This is a genomic window from Halomonas sp. SpR8, assembly GCF_031010195.1.
GTDB lineage: Bacteria > Pseudomonadota > Gammaproteobacteria > Pseudomonadales > Halomonadaceae > Vreelandella.
Map to the genome: position 1 here is coordinate 1 of NZ_JAUAMC010000013.1, position 18,829 is coordinate 18,829.

Sequence of the window (18,829 nt, forward strand, 5' to 3'; positions counted from 1 at the left end):
GCAGATCACCCTCGGCGAGATCCAGTCCGCCTAGCAGACCGCCGACCAGGCCGTTTTCGCCCAGTAGGCCGTCAAGCAGGCCGGTGACCAGATCACCTTCGAGTGGCGTATCGCCCAGCAGACCACCGAGGAGACCGTTCGGGCCAACCAAGGTATCCAACAGACCGCCAATCAGACCGTTCTCACCCAGCAGGTCGCCTTCGGTCAGGCCACTCAGCAGACCGCTCTCACCCAACAAGGTATCGAGCAAGCCGCCGATCAGGCCGTCTTCGCCAAGCAAGCCTTCCAACAGGTTGCCGTCAAGCACGCCACCTAGTAGGCCATCCGCAAACTCGCCGCCTACGAGGCTACCAAGTAGACCGTTTTCGCCGACTAAGGCATCCAGCACTTCATTGACCAGGCCGCCTTCACCGAGAATACCGTCTAGGATGTTATCGCCGGTGAGGCCACCCTCCAGGAGACCACCTTCCAGTAGCCCATTGAGTACGCCATTGTCACCAAGTAGCGTATCGAGCACGCCACTCAGGAGGCCATCGTCACCCAGCAGTTGGTCAAGCAGCCCTTCGGGGCTTAGGTTGCCACGCAGCACTTGATCCAATAGGCCAGTCTCGCCCAGCAGCCCTCCGAGCAGCTCAGAAGCAAAGTTACCTTCGCCAAGCAAGCCTTCGATGACCGTGTTTTCCAGGTTCCATTTGGCTGCTAATACATCAGCAATAACACCGGTGAGTCCTAGCAGTGAGCCACCAAGCAGCTTCCCAACGGTGCCGTCGGGACCCAGTAGGCTGTCGAGCAGATCGCCCTCTAACAAGCCGCCGTCAAGTAGTCCCTCTAGCAAGCCACCCTCTAGGCCAGTACCTAGTAGTGACTCAACCAGTTGGGTAATGGCTCCATTCTCACCCAACAGGCTATCCAGTAGGTCACTATCGGAGAGGCCGCTTAGTAGGCCGCCGTCGCCCAGCAAGGTATCGAGCAGCCCTGTAATCAGACCATCGTCGCCAAGCAAGCCTTCCAACAGGTTGCCGTCAAGCACGCCACCTAGGAGGCCATCCGCAAGCTCGCCGCCCAAGAGACCCGTAAGCAAGCCATCCTGGCCAATTAGCCCCACCAATAAGCCACCAACCAAGCCATCTTCGCCGAGCAAACCGTCCAGCAAGCTTTCAAGTTGCTCTGCAGGCAGGCCAGCCAGCACTTCAGTCAAGAGGCCATTCTCACCAACGAGTTGATTAACAACGTCAGCTAATGGGCCATCCTCATTCAGCAGACCTTCGAGCAAATTACCCGCAATCCCTTCCTGACCAAGCAACTCAGTCAAAAGCCCCTCAGGACCGACCAGAGAGTCCATCAGCTCATTAACAGTGCCATCAGCACCGATTAATTGAGCAAGCAGTTCTGCATCGATGAGGTCTCCAAGGTCCAGCCCTAACCCATTCGCTAGATCAGACAAGAGTCCTACAATGAGTTCTTCGCCCGCGTCGAACAGACCACCCAGGATACCTTGCGAGCCAATCAACGCCGCTAGTAGGCCATCTTCATCCAGCAACAAGCCATTCAGTGAACCATTGCCACCTAGCAGGCCACCCAAGAGGTCATCATCTTCTCCCAGTAGGCCGCCAAGCAGTTGTCCCAGTAAACTTTCATCTTCCAATAGGCTGCCTAGTAACTCACTGAGGATTCCGCCGTCATTGAGCAAGCCACCTAATAGACCCTCATCGCCCAGCAGTAGAGCCAAGGCACCATTATCAGCCAGCATGCTACCGATAATGCCGTGCTCGGCTAGCAGCCCGCCAATTAACCCTTCTTCTGCTAACAGCCCGCCAACAAGGCTATCGTCGCCCAAAAGCGTTCCTAACAGCTCATCAAGATGGCCGCCTTCATCAAGCAAGTCATTAAGGGTGTCGCCTAACCCTAGACCAGCTAGCACCCCACCTAGGAAACCATCGTTAAGCAAGTTAACAATGGCATCTGTGGCATAGTCTACTTGCAGGCCAAGCTCATTGAAGATGGTCTCTGCCAGCCCCTCACCAAGCAATGGCCCAAGCACAGGATCTAGCAAATCCCCCACGTTGCCAGCCACGCCCTGAAGCAGGCTATCAAACTCATCCAGGCCGTTGGGGTCATCTGGCGAGAAGTTAGTACCCAGCAGAGGCGATAAGGCATCACTAAGCTGGCTATCGAGACCGTCTGTCGTAGCGACAGCTCCAATAAGTGCCCCGCCTACCCCCAACGTTTTATCAAGGCTATCGACTAGCGCCTTAGACAGGGAGTCTGAAGGTGTAAGTAAGTCGTCGTTATCGGCGTCGGCGTCTGTATCTGCGTCGGCATCTGCATCTGCATCTGCATCTGCATCTGCATCGGCATCATCAAGATCTGCGCTCTCAATTTCGATAGAAAGTGTGGCAGTCGACGTATCACCATTCGGATGAGTCAGTTGGTAGGTGAAGGCCTCCATTTCACCGATATTCGCCATATCAGCATTCGGCACATAGCTGTAGTCGCCGTTAGCCATGATGGTCAACACACCATACTCACCTTCGATGACCATACCGCCATGACCTGGTATAACGAACTCGCCATCCTCGTTCATCACGCTCAGCGTGGTCTGCTCGGAACCGAGAGTGTCATCGGCGATAACATTACCTGTGGTTTCGAACACCTCACCTGCGGTTTCCTCCGTCAGATCCGTGGTCTCAAAACTTACATCTGCAGTGATGTTCGTGACTAAGCCAAGTCCCGAGTTGCTGATCTCCAGGCGGTAATCACCCGCTACCAGCCCCTCGACCATTGCTTGAATGGCGTCTGAACCGATGCCAATGATGTCAATCAGCCCGCCATCACTGCCATCCGCGATTTCAACCCACTCGCCATCGATCAATTGTGACAGAGAGAAATTCAGGGAGGTGAGCAGATTCGCCAAGCCAGAGGAACTGACATCAATGGTGACATCCGACTCGGTATTCTCAGCGATGGAGAAGTCGTAAGCTCCCGAACCACCAAAGAGTAGTACAGAGGTATATTGAATCGCCTCCGATACTTCTTCGGTGGTCACCACATTGACGACTTCTATCTGCGCTTCCCCTTGATCGTCGTTCGCCATTACCGCGACCGCCGGAGCAGAAGGGTTGTTATCGTCCCAGACCAGTTCGGCATCTTCACTATCGATACGGATATACAGATTCGCCGTATCGGTGGAACCATCAGGGTGCACCAACTGGTACTCGAAGGTTTCAACCTGGCCAATGTTATCGACATTGCCATTGGGCGCGTAGGAGTAATTACCGTCGGCATCAATGGTCAACGTACCATACTCGCCGTCAACCACCGTTCCATCACCAGCCTCGACAAACTCACCATCCATCTGGATGTGCACCTCGGCAAGGTCATCCACCCCCAACTGATCCTGTTCACCTCCAACAAAGCTCGGATCGGTGATCACGTTGCCAGTGATCGGGGCGCCTGGGACGCCTTCGAAATCAATCAAGCTGTTATCGGTGAGCTCTACGGACCAATTGACACTCGTCGCCACCCCTAGCAAACCGCCCCCACCATAGATCACACGGTAGTCACCAGCCTCCAAGCCGCTGGCCTCAACCTGGGCGTTCTCACCGAAAATACCGAGCAAATCGAGTAGACCGTTGCTGGATGAATTCGCCAGAGATACCCACTCTCCGTTCTCGAAGACCTCCAGATCAACGTAAGCGTTCTCCAGTGCCGACAACAGCCCACCCACATCAGCGGTAAAACTAACGTCGCTTTCCGTTCCCTGGGTAACTTCGAACTCGTAGGTGTTCGTCACTTGGCCAAGATTAACCAGCACGTTGTCGGTGCCGGAATCCGAGCGGCTTTCAGAGACAGGGGTAATACCAACTTCGGCAGTAGCCAAGTCATCTAAGGCAACAACGTCAGCATCCGCATCCGCATCTGCATCCGCATCTGCATCCGCATCTGCGTCAGCATCGGCGTCAGCGTCCGCATCAGCGTCTGCATCGGCATCGGCGTCCGCATCAGCGTCTGCATCGGCATCGGCGTCCGCATCAGCGTCTGCATCGGCGTCCGCATCGGCATCAGCGTCAGCATCAGCGTCAGCATCCGCATCGGCGTCTGCATCAGCGTCCGCATCGGCGTCTGCATCAGCGTCCGCATCAGCATCAGCATCAGCATCGGCATCGGCGTCCGCATCAGCATCAGCATCAGCATCAGCGTCCGCATCAGCATCGGCGTCTGCATCAGCATCAGCATCGGCGTCTGCATCGGCGTCTGCATCGGCGTCTGCATCCGCATCAGCATCTGCGTCCGCATCGGCGTCTGCATCCGCATCAGCGTCTGCATCAGCGTCCGCATCAGCGTCCGCATCGGCGTCTGCATCAGCATCTGCGTCCGCATCCGCATCGGCGTCTGCATCGGCGTCCGCATCAGCATCAGCATCAGCATCAGCATCAGCATCAGCATCTGCATCTGCATCGGCATCAGCGTCTGCGTCTGCATCCGCATCAGCGTCCGCATCCGCATCGGCGTCTGCATCGGCGTCCGCATCAGCATCAGCATCAGCATCAGCATCAGCATCAGCATCAGCATCAGCGTCTGCATCAGCATCGGCGTCTGCATCGGCGTCTGCATCCGCATCGGCATCTGCGTCCGCATCGGCGTCTGCATCCGCATCAGCGTCTGCATCAGCGTCCGCATCGGCGTCTGCATCAGCATCTGCATCAGCATCAGCATCAGCGTCTGCATCGGCATCGGCATCGGCATCAGCGTCTGCATCCGCATCAGCGTCCGCATCCGCATCTGCATCAGCGTCCGCATCGGCATCGGCATCGGCATCAGCGTCTGCATCAGCGTCTGCATCAGCATCAGCATCAGCATCAGCATCAGCGTCTGCATCAGCATCAGCGTCTGCATCCGCATCTGCGTCCGCATCGGCATCAGCATCTGCGTCCGCATCCGCATCGGCGTCTGCATCAGCATCTGCGTCCGCATCAGCGTCTGCGTCCGCATCAGCATCGGCATCTGCGTCTGCGTCTGCGTCCGCATCAGCATCAGCGTCTGCATCCGCATCAGCGTCCGCATCGGCATCAGCATCTGCGTCCGCATCCGCATCCGCATCGGCGTCTGCATCTGCATCCGCATCGGCGTCTGCATCAGCATCAGCGTCTGCGTCCGCATCCGCATCGGCGTCTGCATCAGCATCTGCGTCCGCATCCGCATCTGCATCAGCGTCCGCATCAGCATCGGCGTCTGCATCAGCATCAGCATCGGCATCGGCATCGGCATCAGCGTCTGCATCAGCGTCCGCATCTGCGTCTGCATCAGCATCTGCGTCCGCATCGGCGTCAGCGTCTGCATCGGCGTCCGCATCGGCATCCGCATCTGCATCCGCATCTGCGTCTGCATCTGCGTCCGCATCGGCGTCCGCATCGGCGTCCGCATCAGCATCAGCATCTGCGTCCGCATCCGCATCGGCGTCTGCATCAGCATCTGCGTCCGCATCAGCATCAGCGTCTGCATCAGCATCGGCGTCGGCGTCGGCGTCTGCATCAGCGTCGGCGTCTGCGTCTGCGTCCGCATCAGCATCGGCGTCTGCATCGGCGTCTGCATCTCCATCGTCTGGATCAACAGGAGCCGCCGAAGAGGATGAAGACGAATCAAACGCAGCTACCGCCGCACCTAAAGCGCCAAGCGCCCCAAGTGCAAACACCCAAGGGGGAACTCCAGCCACGGGCGCTAGGGTCGCTTCGTTCACTTCAGCGAATGCGAAGCCATCCCACGGGGATTCATATTGACCAAGCCAAAGAACGCCATTAGCGTCCTCTAATATAATCTCGCTGCGCGCTCCCTCAACCTCAACGAAAAAGTCAGCAATAACGATCTGCTCACCTGACTTAAGAGCAATAATCAAGTCCATGCCTGACTGACTGAAAGACTCTATTTCCTCAGGCCCGACTGGCAGTTTTACGGTACTCGGAGACTGAAGGCTAATTGCCTCTCCCCACGACTGCTCTGCCACGTTTCCATCAGCTTTGTTAGTGATGGCAATCATTTCGTTATTCATAGTTCACCCGTTCCGTTTCAGAGTTATTGCATTCACGCACAGCCCCTGAGCCCTACCTCTGACACAACTTTATTGATGGCAACAACGCCCCACTAACAAAGTGATGTTCTAGCAACCAGCGTTAGCCGCACTAAGCGAAAACAATCAGGAGTGGCACTTCAAGAAGCAAACCACTCGACGTCTTTACTGAATAAATTGACAGCACACAAACTGTCATTAAGCCCCATACGCAAAAAAGTGATTACACGAATTGTGCAACCACTTATTGGGTACCGTTAGCGCTGCTCATAGAGTGATATATAAACTCGGCGATTAGGGGATAAACATGATATGAGCTCATTGCCCACAGCGCCTTCGCAACCAACAACTGGATCGCTAGACCCCCGGCCTTCATATTCAATCCAGCGAGGATCTGCCCCACTGTTAATCAAAGAAGTCGCTACAGCCTCTGCCCTACGCTCAGAAAGCTGCATGTTGTAGTCTTGAGAACCTATGCGATCCGTGTAACCTAAGATAGTGATTGAAGGGTCTTCAAAATATTCACGGATTTCATTTGCGATTTGACGAATGGCTTCGTTCCCTTCAGCCGATATTGATGCACTGTCAAAGCCAAAAAGAAGGTCAGCAGAAAGGGTGTATTCTTGGGGCTCGGAAAGCTCCCTATATCTTTGCTCACACTGCGGGCGTCGCCAATCAGTGTTCACAACAACGTTTTGCTGAAAGGATACGCGGTACTGACAAACCAAATAGTCAGACTCGGATAAGGGTAAATTTATGTTATACAGCCAGTTATTATCTTCAAAGGTTGACCCCGCTTCATTAGGGCTACCGAGAATGCCCTGAGTCTCCTCTTTGCTTAAGTTTTGTCCTTGCTCAACATTTCGGACGTCGGGCACAGGTATAAATGTGCCATCACGTATAAAGCTTTCGTTGAGCGTAGTGAAATCAGCGCTCACGTCTGAAAACTCTTGAGCTTTTGCCAGACCAACAGTTGAGGAAAGCACCCCAATCATTGAGACAAGCGCTATTGTCCTAGTTCCCATTCCCATGTTCTGCCCCTTAGCACATTAAACGCTACCCGCTCAAACCTGCACCACGACAGGCCTTACTGACAGCATTGATTTATCTACTCTAAGAACCTGACCTTCAAGCAATGCTCGCAGCATTTTTACAGCTTAGGAGATTCAACTAACAGCATGTGAGCTAGCTATTGGATTCAGGCCAAGAGTTTGTTTTCTGTGAGTATAATTATTAGCAATAAAACTAGTTTTTATCATCTTAGCTGCTTATTTATCTAAGAATACTCTGTAGCGTAATTTATACAAGTCGCAAAGAAACCCGGAAGACACTCACAGGACGAGACCGTTTCTTTATGTAACAAATCTCTCAAAAAAACATGACAAACCTTGTACACACTGTCGATAAGAAGCAACAATACGTAGCGTTATTATTGTGTCTTTTTAATTAGCCTGCTTATAAAAAGCAGAGCTTTACTGATGTGTTTATCTTCTAGAAATTTTTATTTCTATTAAAAATCAGTCATTCATCTATTTTTTAGCGCTTTCTGCAGATTACAGAGCTTTATATATTGAATGCTTTTAAATTTCCGTAAATAAAATTAACACTTCTTAATTATACAAAAACAACAATAAAGCTATAAGAAAAGACACATATAAATACACTACTAACTTTTATTAACAAAACAAAACAAACAAAAATTAACATTAAAGAACAATATACTTAGGTGTAAATAGAGCGAGGCATTGCATTCCTGCGCATCATTGCCTGGAAATATCTTAAAAAAGCTAAAGGTTGCGCGTAGCTTTTTCCTGGCACAGATACACCGCTATCAGCCCACTAACCAGCACCAACTCACTTACCTTCCGTCCATGGAAGCTAACTCAGCCGACCATTAGCAAAGCCGAATGCTTCCAGCCATGTAGAGCATGGTTGATGAAGTAGACGTCATGGGGAAGTAATCATTATTGAAAAAAAGGCAGCATTGAAATTAGCTGCCTTTGCTGTGCTTTGAACAGGTCAGGATTTTACATCGCCCAAAGCTATTGAATTTACGGATAAAGAGCGAGGGTTAAATGGCCTCAGGCGGAACTAATCGTCGTCAGCAACGAACCCAAAGCCTTGAAAGCTAGAAAATCCTTAATTGCTTTTTGGCTTGCGCATTGCCTGCACCGGCTTACGCTTGTGCTTATCGCGGTTCCAGCGATTCTTCTCGTCTGGCGTTAACGCGGGGACCTTGCGGGTTTCTAAATTAGCCAGCGTGGCTAAATCATCCACTTCATCCTGGGTAAGCTCAACCCATTCGCCTGCTTTAGCGCGCTTATCGAGGAAGATGTTGCCATAACGCACGCGCTTCAAACGGCTAACCGTAAGTGCTTGAGATTCCCAAAGACGACGCACTTCGCGGTTACGCCCTTCTAGAATCACTACATGGAACCAAGTATTGATACCCTCGCCGCCGAACTCTTGAATGTCAGTAAAGCGCGCCGGGCCATCTTCCAGCATGACGCCATCGACCATCGCAAGGATGTGTTCACGCTTTACCTCACCCATGACGCGCACCGCGTACTCGCGCTCTACCTGAGTCGAGGGGTGCATCAAACGGTTGGCCAATTCGCCGTCGGTGGTGAACAGCAGCAAACCACTGGTATTGATATCCAGGCGGCCAATCGCGATCCAGCGCTCGCCTTTAAGGCGTGGCAGGCGTTCAAATACGGTGCGGCGGCCTTCCGGATCTTTACGGGTACACAGCTCACCTTCCGGCTTGTTGTACATAATCACCCGGCGCGGCGCCTCCTCTTCCGGACGCAGCGCCACCGGGCGATCATCAAAACTGACCTTATCCCGCGCTTCAACGCGGTCGCCCAGCTTAGCCACTTGGCTGTTCACTTTAACGCGACCATCGGAAATCGCCGCCTCCATCTCACGCCGCGAACCCAGGCCTGCACGAGCCAAAACCTTTTGCAGCTTTTCGCTGGCAGGCGGCGTGCTGTTTTTACTTTCATTCATGGTCGTCTGACCTCACATCGGTAGTCTGCGTGCGCTCGCGCTCATCGTCGTTTGCGCGCTGCGCACGTGCCGCGAGCCGTGCCTGTAAATCAGCAAAGCTCAGCGGCTGGGTTAACGCCGTCTCGGCGTGCGTATCGGCTATTTCAGCCGAGGTTATCTCATCTTTCTGGGGTGGCGCATCCTGCACGGTTTTAGCCGTTTCGTCTAGCCCTTCTTTGGCTGCGTTAGTATCGCTCTCAGGATTAGGTTCGCTTTGTGTATGAGTGTTAGCGGCACTCATTACCCCGCTCTCTTCTTCGGGTATTTCGCTTTCGTCCCAACTTGCCAAAGTATGCATGGGTGGCAGCGCATCGAGCGTTTTTAAGCCAAAATCATCCAGAAAGCTGCGTGTGGTGGCGTATACCGCCGGGCGCCCCGGCACATCTCGGTGTCCGACCACGCGAATCCAGCCGCGCTCCGCCAGGGTACGCATGATCGAGCTACTCACGCTAACCCCGCGCACCTCTTCAATATCGCCACGGGTGACTGGTTGACGGTAGGCAATCAGAGCCAGTGTTTCCAGCAGCGCCCGCGAATAGCGCTGGGGGCGCTCGTCCCATAGCCGCGACACCCATTGAGAAAGGCGCGGGCGAATACGCAACTGGTAACCGGAGACCGTTTCTAATAGCTCCAGCGCCCCGCCCGAATGGCGCTCCTCCAAACGCTCAAGAACGTCACGAAACTCTTTACGCGTCGGACATTCACCTTCCAGAAAAAGCGTTTCCAAGCGTTCAAGGGGGAGCGGTTCGCCAGCGGCCAAGAGCGCGGCTTCAATAATGTCATCGATAACGGTGGCAGCCTTACTCATGGCGCCTCCTGATCAGATTCAAACGCGCTTTCGCCAAAGGCAGTGTCATCAAAAGCGTCCTCTTCTGCGTCATGCTCTCCACTATCCGGCGCCGTGCGTGCGCGCACGTGAATCGGTGAGAGCGGTGCGTTCTGGACAATTTCAATCATGGCTTCTTTAGCCAGCTCCAGAATCGCCATAAAAGTCACTACCACCCCAGCCCGGCCCTCTTCTAAGGTAAACAACGCTTCAAACGGAGTGTAGTGGTGGTGGCCGTCATTATGACCGAGCTGTTCCATGATTTTCAGCATACGCTCGCGGGTAGACAGCACCTCACGACTGATTTGGTGGGTCTGCACTAATTCGGCACGCTTGAGGATATCGGAAAGTGCGCTGAGCAGTTCATCCAGCTCAACCTCAGGGTGAATGACCCGGGACTCCAGCGGCGGCAAGCCAGCCTGCACGCTAAACCAGTCACGCCCCATACGCGGCAATGTATCCAGCGTTTCTGCGGCCTCTTTAAGGCGCTCATACTCCTGCAAGCGGCGGATAAGCTCAGCGCGGGGGTCTTCTTCATCGTCGCCCTCTGCCTTCGGCGGGCGGGGTAGCAGCGTGCGCGACTTGATTTCAGCCAGCATGGCGGCCATCAGCAGATATTCACCCGCTAGCTCAATCTCCATGGCCTTCATCAGCTCCACGTACTCAATATACTGGTGGGTGATGGTGGCCACATTGATGGTCAGAATATCTAAATTCTGACGGCGAATCAGATAGAGGAGTAAATCCAAGGGGCCTTCAAAGGTCTCTAAAAAAACCCGCAGTGCTTCCGGTGGAATATACAGATCTTCCGGCAGTTGCGTAATCGGCTCATTAAACAGACGCCCAAGCGGATTCTCTGCGGGCTCAGTGGCCGCAGCATCAGGATTCTCTAGATCGACAGTAATGCTAGGCGTCTCGCTCACGCGGGTCGGCTCTTTTGGTAAAAGGTAATCGGCACAGGCAACAGTTTAGCAAAGTCGGTGGCATTCGCATGGCTCTATTAAAGAGTAAAGAGAAGTGTATTACCCCGCATCAACCGCTTTACGGTAGCGTCCTTCATAGTCAAACAGCTTGTCACGGATTTGAAAATGGCGCCCGACTTTGCGGCCTACGACAAAATCAGGGTGTCGCAGGCGGTGCTGCTCGGCGACCACTTCATCGGCGCTTAGCGGCTGCCACTTACCTCCTGGAGCGCGCAGGTGATAGCGCAGAAAGGCGGCGTCGAAGGCACGACGCTGCGCGGGGGTTTCTAGCGCAAACCATTCGGAAAGATGGCTGCCGTCTTCGTCGTGGTAGGTGACTTTTAAACGCGGCAAGCCGCGCCCATTGGTGGTTGCTTCCAGCTGCATACCGCTCACCCGCAGCACCTTGGCATCTTTCAGCTTTAAAGCATCCTTTAGCTTATCATCTGCATCCACCAGCAGTTTCTCACAGCCATGGCAGCGACGCGCAGCGATGTCGTTCTCTGCGCCGCACTCATCGCAGACTTTAAAACGAAACCTAAACTCACATTGACCGCGTTTTCCTTCATCATCCTCAATTAACCCCTGACAGCGGCGGCCAAAGTGTTCAATAACGACATTTCCATCGCGCTTGCCCCAGTAGAGATTGGCGTGGCCACAGGCAGGGCACTCCACTTGCACTGGCTCGCTGTCGCTATCCGGCTTCGGCTCGCCAACTTCCGGCGCGAAGATATCCCAAGGGTTCCCGGCATAATCCAGAATCAGGCAGTCGCTCTTACCCGGCGATAAGCGCAGACCTCTACCGATCATTTGCTGGTAGAGGCTCACCGATTCGGTGGGCCGTAAAATTGCGATTAAATCCACATGGGGCGCATCAAAGCCAGTGGTCAACACCGCCACGTTGACCAAATATTTTAGCTCCCGCGCTTTAAAGGCATCAATTAGTGCCATGCGCTGCTGAGATGGCGTTGCGCCAGTAATTAGCGCCGCCTGAGAAGCGGGCAAATAGCCGACAATCTCTTCGGCATGCGCCACAGTGGCGGCAAAAATCATCACGCCCTGGCGGTCATGAGCACGTTCGACGATTTGCCCAATGATACCTGGCGTAGCTCGACTACCCGCCACTACGCGATTTAGCTCTGCTTCTTGAAACAGACCGCTTGAAGCGGGCTTAAGCGCGGAGAAGTCATAGCCTTCAACGGCCATATCCAAACGCTTGGGCGCGGCGAGATAGCCCTGCTTAACCATCAGGCGCAGCGGCTGTTCAAACACGCAGTCGCGAAAGAAACTCTCTTCGCTGCCGCGCACCATGCCGTGGTGGTGGCGATAATAAATAAACCCCTGCCCCAACCGGTAGGGCGTAGCGGTGAGCCCGAGTATTTTCAGTTGCGGGTTGTGCTGGCGCAGGTGCTCGATCACCTGGCGGTAGCTGGCGTCCTCATTAAGCGATACGCGATGGCTCTCATCGATCACCAGCAGGGTAAAGTTAGCGTCGTTAAAACTATCCAAATTGCGCACCACCGACTGTACCGAGCCAAACACCACTTGGCGACTGGCCTCTTTGCGCTTTAAACCGGCGCTAAAAATATCCGCTTTAAGACCATAGGCCTGGTACTTAGCATGGTTCTGCTCCACCAATTCCCGCACGTGGGCCAGCACCAGCACCCGCCCCCGGGCCAAACGCGCTAGCTCGGCAATCACCAAAGATTTGCCGCTGCCAGTGGGAAGCACCACCAATGCGGGCTCGCTAGAGGCACGAAAATACACCACCACCCGTTTTACCGCTTCACGCTGGTAGGAGCGAAGCTGGGGCGTAAAAGAGGGCACTAGTAAAGCGTTAGGTGCTGACAAATTAATTAGCCCGCTATTGAACTTTGAGACTTTCGTCGCATCTAAGTAGTGACAGTTTGATCACCATCTTTAATCTCGCTGATTATTCAGCGCTAATTAATAACGAGGCTTGCCATGACCACCAACCATTTCAGCCCAGAATGCCCAAATTGCAACAGCCGCTTAAAACGTCTACCTGCCACACGGCGTGACCAAGCCCATGTATTCTGTATGGATTGCGGGCATGATTTTGGACGCTTTGAATATCTCGTAGAGCGCTATCGGCACGAACTCGAGACATTAGAGGCCAAACTTGGCCTACCGGCGATGGCAACTGAGGAAACCTCTCTTGCGACGCCACAACAGCACTCTTAAAGGCCATTAATAGAATACGGCGGCTAAAAGCCGCCGTGCCTGTGAACAGGATCGCTAGACCAATAGAGCTCTTTGTCTACCTGGCTATTTATCTATTTGCCTATCTGACTATTAGTTGAGCCATGCGCGGGCATTGCGGAACAGGCGCAGCCAAGCGCCATCATCGGTCCACTCCGCCGGACGCCAAGAATTGGTAATCGCGCGGGCAACACGCTCTGGGTGCGGCATCATAATAGTTACCCGGCCATCTGGCGTGGTTAGGCCAGTAATGCCGGAAGGCGAGCCATTAGGATTAGCGGGATAGCGCGTCGTTGCCTGGCCGTAGTTATCGATGTAACGCAGCGCGATTTGGCTACTCGACTGCATGCTGCGCAGATGAGCGCTGTCGCGGAATGCCGCCCGTCCTTCGCCATGGGCAACGGCAATGGGTAGCTTTGAGCCTTCCATACCGGCGAGCAGAATCGAGGGGCTTTTCTCAACCCGCACCATGGAGACCCGCGCCTCAAACTGCTCAGACTCGTTGCGCACAAAGGCTGGCCAGTTTTCAGCGCCAGGAATCAACGACTTCAGCTGCGACAGCATTTGACAGCCGTTACACACGCCCAGCGAAAAGCTGTCTTCACGGGCAAAGAATGCCGCAAACTGTTCGCGAGCGCGCTCATTAAATAGCACCGATTTTGCCCAGCCACCGCCTGCACCCAGCACGTCACCGTAGGAGAAGCCGCCACAGGCGACTAGGCCTTTGAACTCATCAAGCGAAACGCGACCTTCGAGAATGTCGCTCATGTGCACATCCACCGCGTCAAACCCGGCTTTATCAAAGGCCCAGGCCATCTCAACTTGACCGTTAACCCCCTGCTCGCGCAGCACCGCCATGGCGGGCTTGGCGGTATTCACAAACGGCGCGCTGATGTCGTCGTTGATATCAAACGTCGGCGTGGCGGAAAGCCCCGGATCACGGCTATCAAGCAGATTATCGAATTCGTTTTTGGCACACTCGGGGTTATCGCGCAGTGCCTGCATACGATAGCTGGTTTCTGCCCAGGTACGCTGGGTAATCTGGCGAGTCGTTTCCAGCAGCGGCTCTTCAAACAGCGTTACGCGAACCTGGTCGTCATAACGTGGGCGAGCGATGACGCCACAGGTTTCGATACCGGCAACGGCAAACTGCGCCAGCACCTCTTCTGTGTGCTGACGGTTGACCTGAATGACAGCCCCCAACTCTTCGGAGAACAGCGCGTTCAACGCTTCCACCGGTTCATCAACCATCCAGTCGAGCTTGATCTCGAGCCCTGCATGGGCGGCGAAGGCCATTTCCAACAGCGTGACGATCAACCCGCCGTCGCTGCGGTCGTGGTAGGCCAGTAGCTTGCCGTCGCGATTGAGCCCCTGGATGACTTCGAAAAACGCCTTAATATCTTCCGGGTCGTCTACATCGGGGCAGTCGTTACCCACTTGGCCGTACACTTGCACCAGAGCGGAGCCACCCAAACGGTTTTGACCACTGCCTAGATCGATCAAAATCAGGTCCGATTCGTCTTGTTCTAGGTTGATTTGCGGCGTCAGTGTTGCCAAGGCATCGGTGACGGGAGCAAAGCCGGTAACGACCAGCGATAGCGGCGAAGTCACGCTCTTGTCTTCACTTTCACCTTGCTCGCTATCATCGACCCAGGCCGTGCGCATCGACATTGAGTCTTTGCCTACCGGGATGGCAATGCCCAGCGCCGGGCACATTTCCATGCCCACTGCATAGACGGCGTCATAAAGCGCCTGATTTTCACCTGGGTGGTCGGCAGCACTCATCCAGTTAGCGGAGAGCTTGATATCGCTCAGCTTGGCGATCGGCGCTGCCGCAAGGTTGGTAATCGCTTCGGCAACCGCCAAACGGGCGCTGGCGGCTGGGTTAATCAACGCCACCGGCGGACGCTCGCCCATCGCCATAGCCTCACCAGCGTGGGTATCAAAGCTGGCCGTAGTGACCGCTACATCGGCCACCGGTACCTGCCAAGGACCAACCATTTGGTCACGGGCCACTTGGCCGGTAATAGAGCGGTCACCAATAGTGATCAAAAAGCTTTTGGAGGCCACGGTGGGTAGGCGCAGAACGCGATCCAACGCTTCGCGCAAATCGAGATTATCGAGCATTATGCCTGAGAGCATGGGGTCATGACGCTCAAACTCACGCTGCATCTTAGGTGCTTTACCAAACAGCACGCTCATCGGTAAATCGACCGGTTTGCTGTCAAAGTGACCATCGCGCACTTCGAGATGGTGCGCCTCCAACGCCTCACCCACCACCGCATAGGGGCAGCGCTCACGCTTACATAGCGCATCGAAAGTGTCTAGGTCCTCAGGAGCAACAGCTAATACATAGCGCTCCTGGGCTTCGTTGCACCAGATTTCCAGCGGACTCATACCCGGCTCAGCGTTGGGCACCGCGCGTAGATCAAATCGCCCCCCGCGATTGCCATCTTTAACCAGTTCAGGCAGCGCGTTGGATAATCCGCCCGCGCCCACATCGTGAATAAAGCGGATCGGGTTGTGATCCCCCAGCGCCCAGCAGCGGTCAATCACTTCCTGGGCCCGTCGTTCGATTTCAGGATTTTCCCGCTGCACCGAGGCGAAATCCAAATCGGCGCTGGAGGTACCGGACGCCATGCTGGAAGCAGCACCGCCGCCCAGGCCAATCAGCATCGCCGGCCCCCCCATCACAATCAGCTTGCCGCCGACGGGGATCTCACCCTTTTGAACGTGGTGGGCGCGAATATTGCCATAACCGCCGGCCAGCATAATCGGCTTGTGATAGCCGCGCCGCTCAATGCCGCCGTCGTTGAGCGACTCCTGTTCGTAGGTACGAAAATAGCCAGTCAAGTTGGGACGACCAAACTCATTGTTAAACGCGGCGCCGCCAATGGGGCCCTCAAGCATGATGTTAAGCGCCGACTCCATGCGTCCTGGCTTGCCGTAATCCAATGCCTCCCAAGGCTGCACAAACTCAGGAATGCGCAGATTGGAAACCGTAAAACCCGCAAGGCCGGCTTTGGGTTTACCGCCAATGCCAGTGGCGCCCTCGTCACGAATCTCACCGCCCGAACCCGTTGCAGCACCCGGAAAAGGTGCGATTGCCGTCGGATGGTTGTGGGTTTCCACCTTCATCAGAATATGAATAGGCTCTTGATGGGTGGCGTAAAGCGCGCGTTCTTCGTCACCGCCGGTCAGCGGCGTGGCAAAGAAGCGCCCGGCCTGGCTGCCTTTTATGACGGCGGCGTTGTCGCTGTAGGCCGAGAGCACGTTGTCCGGCGATGAGGCGAAGGTGTTCTTGATCATCTTAAACAGCGAGTGGTTTTGCGGCTCGCCGTTGATCACCCAGTCGGCGTTAAAGATTTTGTGACGACAGTGCTCGGAATTAGCTTGAGCAAACATCATCAGCTCAACGTCGCTGGGGTTACGGCCCAGCTCGTTGAAGGCATCTACCAGATAATCAATTTCGTCTTCTGCCAGCGCTAGCCCAAGCGCCTGATTGGCTGCCGCCAGAGCGTCCCGTCCGCCTTTCAGAATATCCACACTGCCCAGCGGTGCCGGGTCGTGCTGAGCAAACAGCTTAGCGGCGTCTGAAGCATCTGCCAGCACGGTTTCGGTCATACGGTCATGCAGCAGTGCGGTTAGCGCCTTCAGGCCCTCTTCATCCGGCATCGCGGTGAAGCTGATACGATAATCAATGCCGCGTTCGATGCGACTAATCTGGCCTAGATCACAGTTATGGGCGATATCGGTGGCTTTGGATGACCAAGGCGACTGGGTACCTAACCGCGGTACAACCAAAAAGCGCTGGGCACGCTCAGGAACTTCTACGCTCGAGTGGGTGCCATAGTCCGGCACATAGTCAAGCAACTGCACCAGGCGCTCGCGAGCGGCATCATTCAGTGCTTCGTGGCGGTCGTGGGAGTGAACGTCGATGAAATGAACATAGTGGGCAGTCAGCGCTTCCACCTCGGGAACACATTCACGCAGCACCGCTAACAGCCGAGCATGACGGAAGGCAGAAAGGGCGGGCGCGCCTCGCAGTTCAAGCATATCCTGAAGCCTCTAGAGCAGGGAAATTCGAGCAGGGAAATCACTAGGCCGCAGTGCGACCATGCTTTTATGATGCCGAAAAGCCACTATGATACTGGAAACCTGCCTCTACACGAAATCGACAAGGTGACAGCATGACCCAGGCTGGGTATCGTGACCGCTTGTTTCATGCCCATAAGACGCCATGCTGACGTTGATTTTCCGACACTTCCTAGCTCGTGCCAGCGCATATTATGCGTGCCTTGCCATTACACTTTTAGTCATGGTGCCCTCTCTATCGCCTGTTCCTTCTGGCGGGCATCTAACGCAGATCACTGAAAAAGATTTTATTACCGTTCATACCCGTAATACGCCCACTACCTACTACGAAGGGCGCCAAGGCCCCACCGGCTTTGAGTATGAGCTAATGCACCGTTTTGCCGACTACTTGGGAGTGAGCCTTAATCTCAATGCCAGCCACCACCCCGAAAGCGTGCTGCCTGCGGTGCGCGAAAGCGGCGACCTAGGCGCAGCGGCACTGCCATTACTACCGGACTCCCCTGGCATTCACTACACTCGACCCATTATTCAAATGCAGCCCCTGGTGGTTTATCGGCGTGGTCTGAACGGCATTCAGCAGCCCAGCGACCTTGTCGGCCTGGAGTTGGGCACGCTCAGCCAAGCGGGTACAGGGGAAGCATTACGCGATCTGCAGCGCCTGTATCCCACGCTGAGCTGGAAAGAGTCCCATGAGCTGGAAGTTGCTGAACTGCTTGCACGAGTCGAGGACGGCTCCCTAGACGCCGCAGTTATTTATGAACATCAGTTTCGCTTAAACCGGCTATTTTTCCCCAACGTTGAGCGCGGTTTTACGCTTGGCGATCGGCTCTCCATGGCATGGGCGGTGCCTAGCGGGCGCGGGCTAGGGTTGCTTGAAGCGGCCAACCGCTTTCTACAGGACCTGCAGGAGAGCGGTACGCTTGATCGGCTGGTCAGCCGCTACTTTGGACACGACGATTATCTAGAATATGTCGGCACCCGCACCTTTCTTGATCACCTGGATGCGCGCTTGCCCCGCTACACAGAGCTGTTCCAGCAGTCCGCGCGGGAAACGGGGTTCGATTGGAAGCTGCTCGCGGCGGTGGGTTACCAGGAGTCCCACTGGGATCCAGACGCCGTCTCGCCGACAGGAGTGCGTGGCTTAATGATGCTGACTAACCCCACAGCCAGTGAAATGGGCATTAGTGACCGTACTGACCCGGCCCAGAGCATTGATGGCGGTGCCCGCTATCTGCGCAGTATTAAAGACCGCCTACCGGAAAGCATTACCGGCGATGATCGCCTGTTTATGGCCATGGCCGCCTATAACGTGGGCCTGGGCCACCTCTATGACGCCCGCGAGATTGCAAAGAGGCGCGGAGGTAACCCTGACCGCTGGGCCGATGTGCGCGCCGCTTTGCCGCTGCTACAGCAGCGCGAATGGCATAGCCAAACGCGCTACGGTTATGCACGAGGCGGCGAGCCGGTGATCTATGTACGTAATATCCGCCGCTACTACGAAATGATTGAGTATGTAGAACGCAGCCGCCAGCAATATTTTCAGCTTGAACAAACATCTGTTAACGAGGATCCGCTACTACTGTTCGAACTTGTACCGCCGCTTAACTAGAC

The 18,829-nt window shown here is 54.8% G+C and carries 9 protein-coding genes; 2 read left to right on the plus strand and 7 right to left on the minus strand.

Annotated elements, in window-relative coordinates; genetic code table 11:
* The 6 genes from QT230_RS19350 to QT230_RS19375 all read right to left on the minus strand — a co-directional run.
* The coding region (locus tag QT230_RS19350; RefSeq protein WP_308323798.1) for a BapA/Bap/LapF family large adhesin at nt 1-6,046 on the minus strand (6,046 nt) is incomplete at its 3' end.
* A gap of 275 nt (nt 6,047-6,321) precedes the next feature.
* Complete coding sequence (locus tag QT230_RS19355) at nt 6,322-7,095, minus strand: OmpA family protein (protein ID WP_308323799.1); 774 nt, start codon at nt 7,093-7,095, stop codon at nt 6,322-6,324.
* A 1,108-nt stretch (nt 7,096-8,203) separates the two neighbouring features.
* A complete protein-coding gene (gene rluB, locus QT230_RS19360; RefSeq protein WP_308323800.1) occupies nt 8,204-9,073 on the minus strand; it encodes a 23S rRNA pseudouridine(2605) synthase RluB in 870 nt (289 codons plus the stop codon).
* Nucleotides 9,066-9,920, minus strand: a complete 855-nt coding sequence (scpB, locus tag QT230_RS19365; RefSeq protein ID WP_308323801.1) for an SMC-Scp complex subunit ScpB — start codon at nt 9,918-9,920, stop codon at nt 9,066-9,068. The genes rluB and scpB overlap by 8 nt, the downstream gene beginning before the upstream one ends.
* Nucleotides 9,917-10,861, minus strand: a complete 945-nt coding sequence (locus QT230_RS19370; RefSeq protein ID WP_308323802.1) for a ScpA family protein — start codon at nt 10,859-10,861, stop codon at nt 9,917-9,919. Before QT230_RS19370 ends, scpB begins: the two co-directional genes overlap by 4 nt.
* 99 nt (nt 10,862-10,960) lie before the next feature.
* A complete protein-coding gene (locus tag QT230_RS19375) occupies nt 10,961-12,727 on the minus strand; it encodes a DEAD/DEAH box helicase (protein WP_308323803.1) in 1,767 nt (588 codons plus the stop codon).
* Nucleotides 12,728-12,865: 138 nt separating this feature from the next.
* Here QT230_RS19375 and QT230_RS19380 point away from each other — a divergent pair, with 138 nt between their 5' ends.
* A complete protein-coding gene (locus QT230_RS19380; RefSeq protein WP_308323804.1) occupies nt 12,866-13,105 on the plus strand; it encodes a hypothetical protein in 240 nt (79 codons plus the stop codon).
* A 111-nt stretch (nt 13,106-13,216) separates the two neighbouring features.
* On the opposite strand, the gene purL is transcribed toward QT230_RS19380, so the two are convergent.
* Nucleotides 13,217-17,179, minus strand: a complete 3,963-nt coding sequence (gene purL, locus QT230_RS19385) for a phosphoribosylformylglycinamidine synthase (protein WP_308323805.1) — start codon at nt 17,177-17,179, stop codon at nt 13,217-13,219.
* A gap of 184 nt (nt 17,180-17,363) precedes the next feature.
* Here purL and mltF point away from each other — a divergent pair, with 184 nt between their 5' ends.
* Complete coding sequence (gene mltF, locus QT230_RS19390; protein WP_308323806.1) at nt 17,364-18,827, plus strand: membrane-bound lytic murein transglycosylase MltF; 1,464 nt, start codon at nt 17,364-17,366, stop codon at nt 18,825-18,827.
* Nucleotides 18,828-18,829 lie beyond the last annotated feature (2 nt).

What these genes read in the sequence shown, in the direction of transcription:
- purL (WP_308323805.1), bottom strand. Translation starts at nt 17,179, where the DNA reads ATGCTTGAACTGCGAGGCGCGCCCGCCCTTTCTGCCTTCCGTCATGCT.
- QT230_RS19355 (WP_308323799.1), bottom strand. Translation starts at nt 7,095, where the DNA reads ATGGGAATGGGAACTAGGACAATAGCGCTTGTCTCAATGATTGGGGTG.
- mltF (WP_308323806.1), top strand. Translation starts at nt 17,364, where the DNA reads ATGCTGACGTTGATTTTCCGACACTTCCTAGCTCGTGCCAGCGCATAT.
- scpB (WP_308323801.1), bottom strand. Translation starts at nt 9,920, where the DNA reads ATGAGTAAGGCTGCCACCGTTATCGATGACATTATTGAAGCCGCGCTC.
- rluB (WP_308323800.1), bottom strand. Translation starts at nt 9,073, where the DNA reads ATGAATGAAAGTAAAAACAGCACGCCGCCTGCCAGCGAAAAGCTGCAA.
- QT230_RS19380 (WP_308323804.1), top strand. Translation starts at nt 12,866, where the DNA reads ATGACCACCAACCATTTCAGCCCAGAATGCCCAAATTGCAACAGCCGC.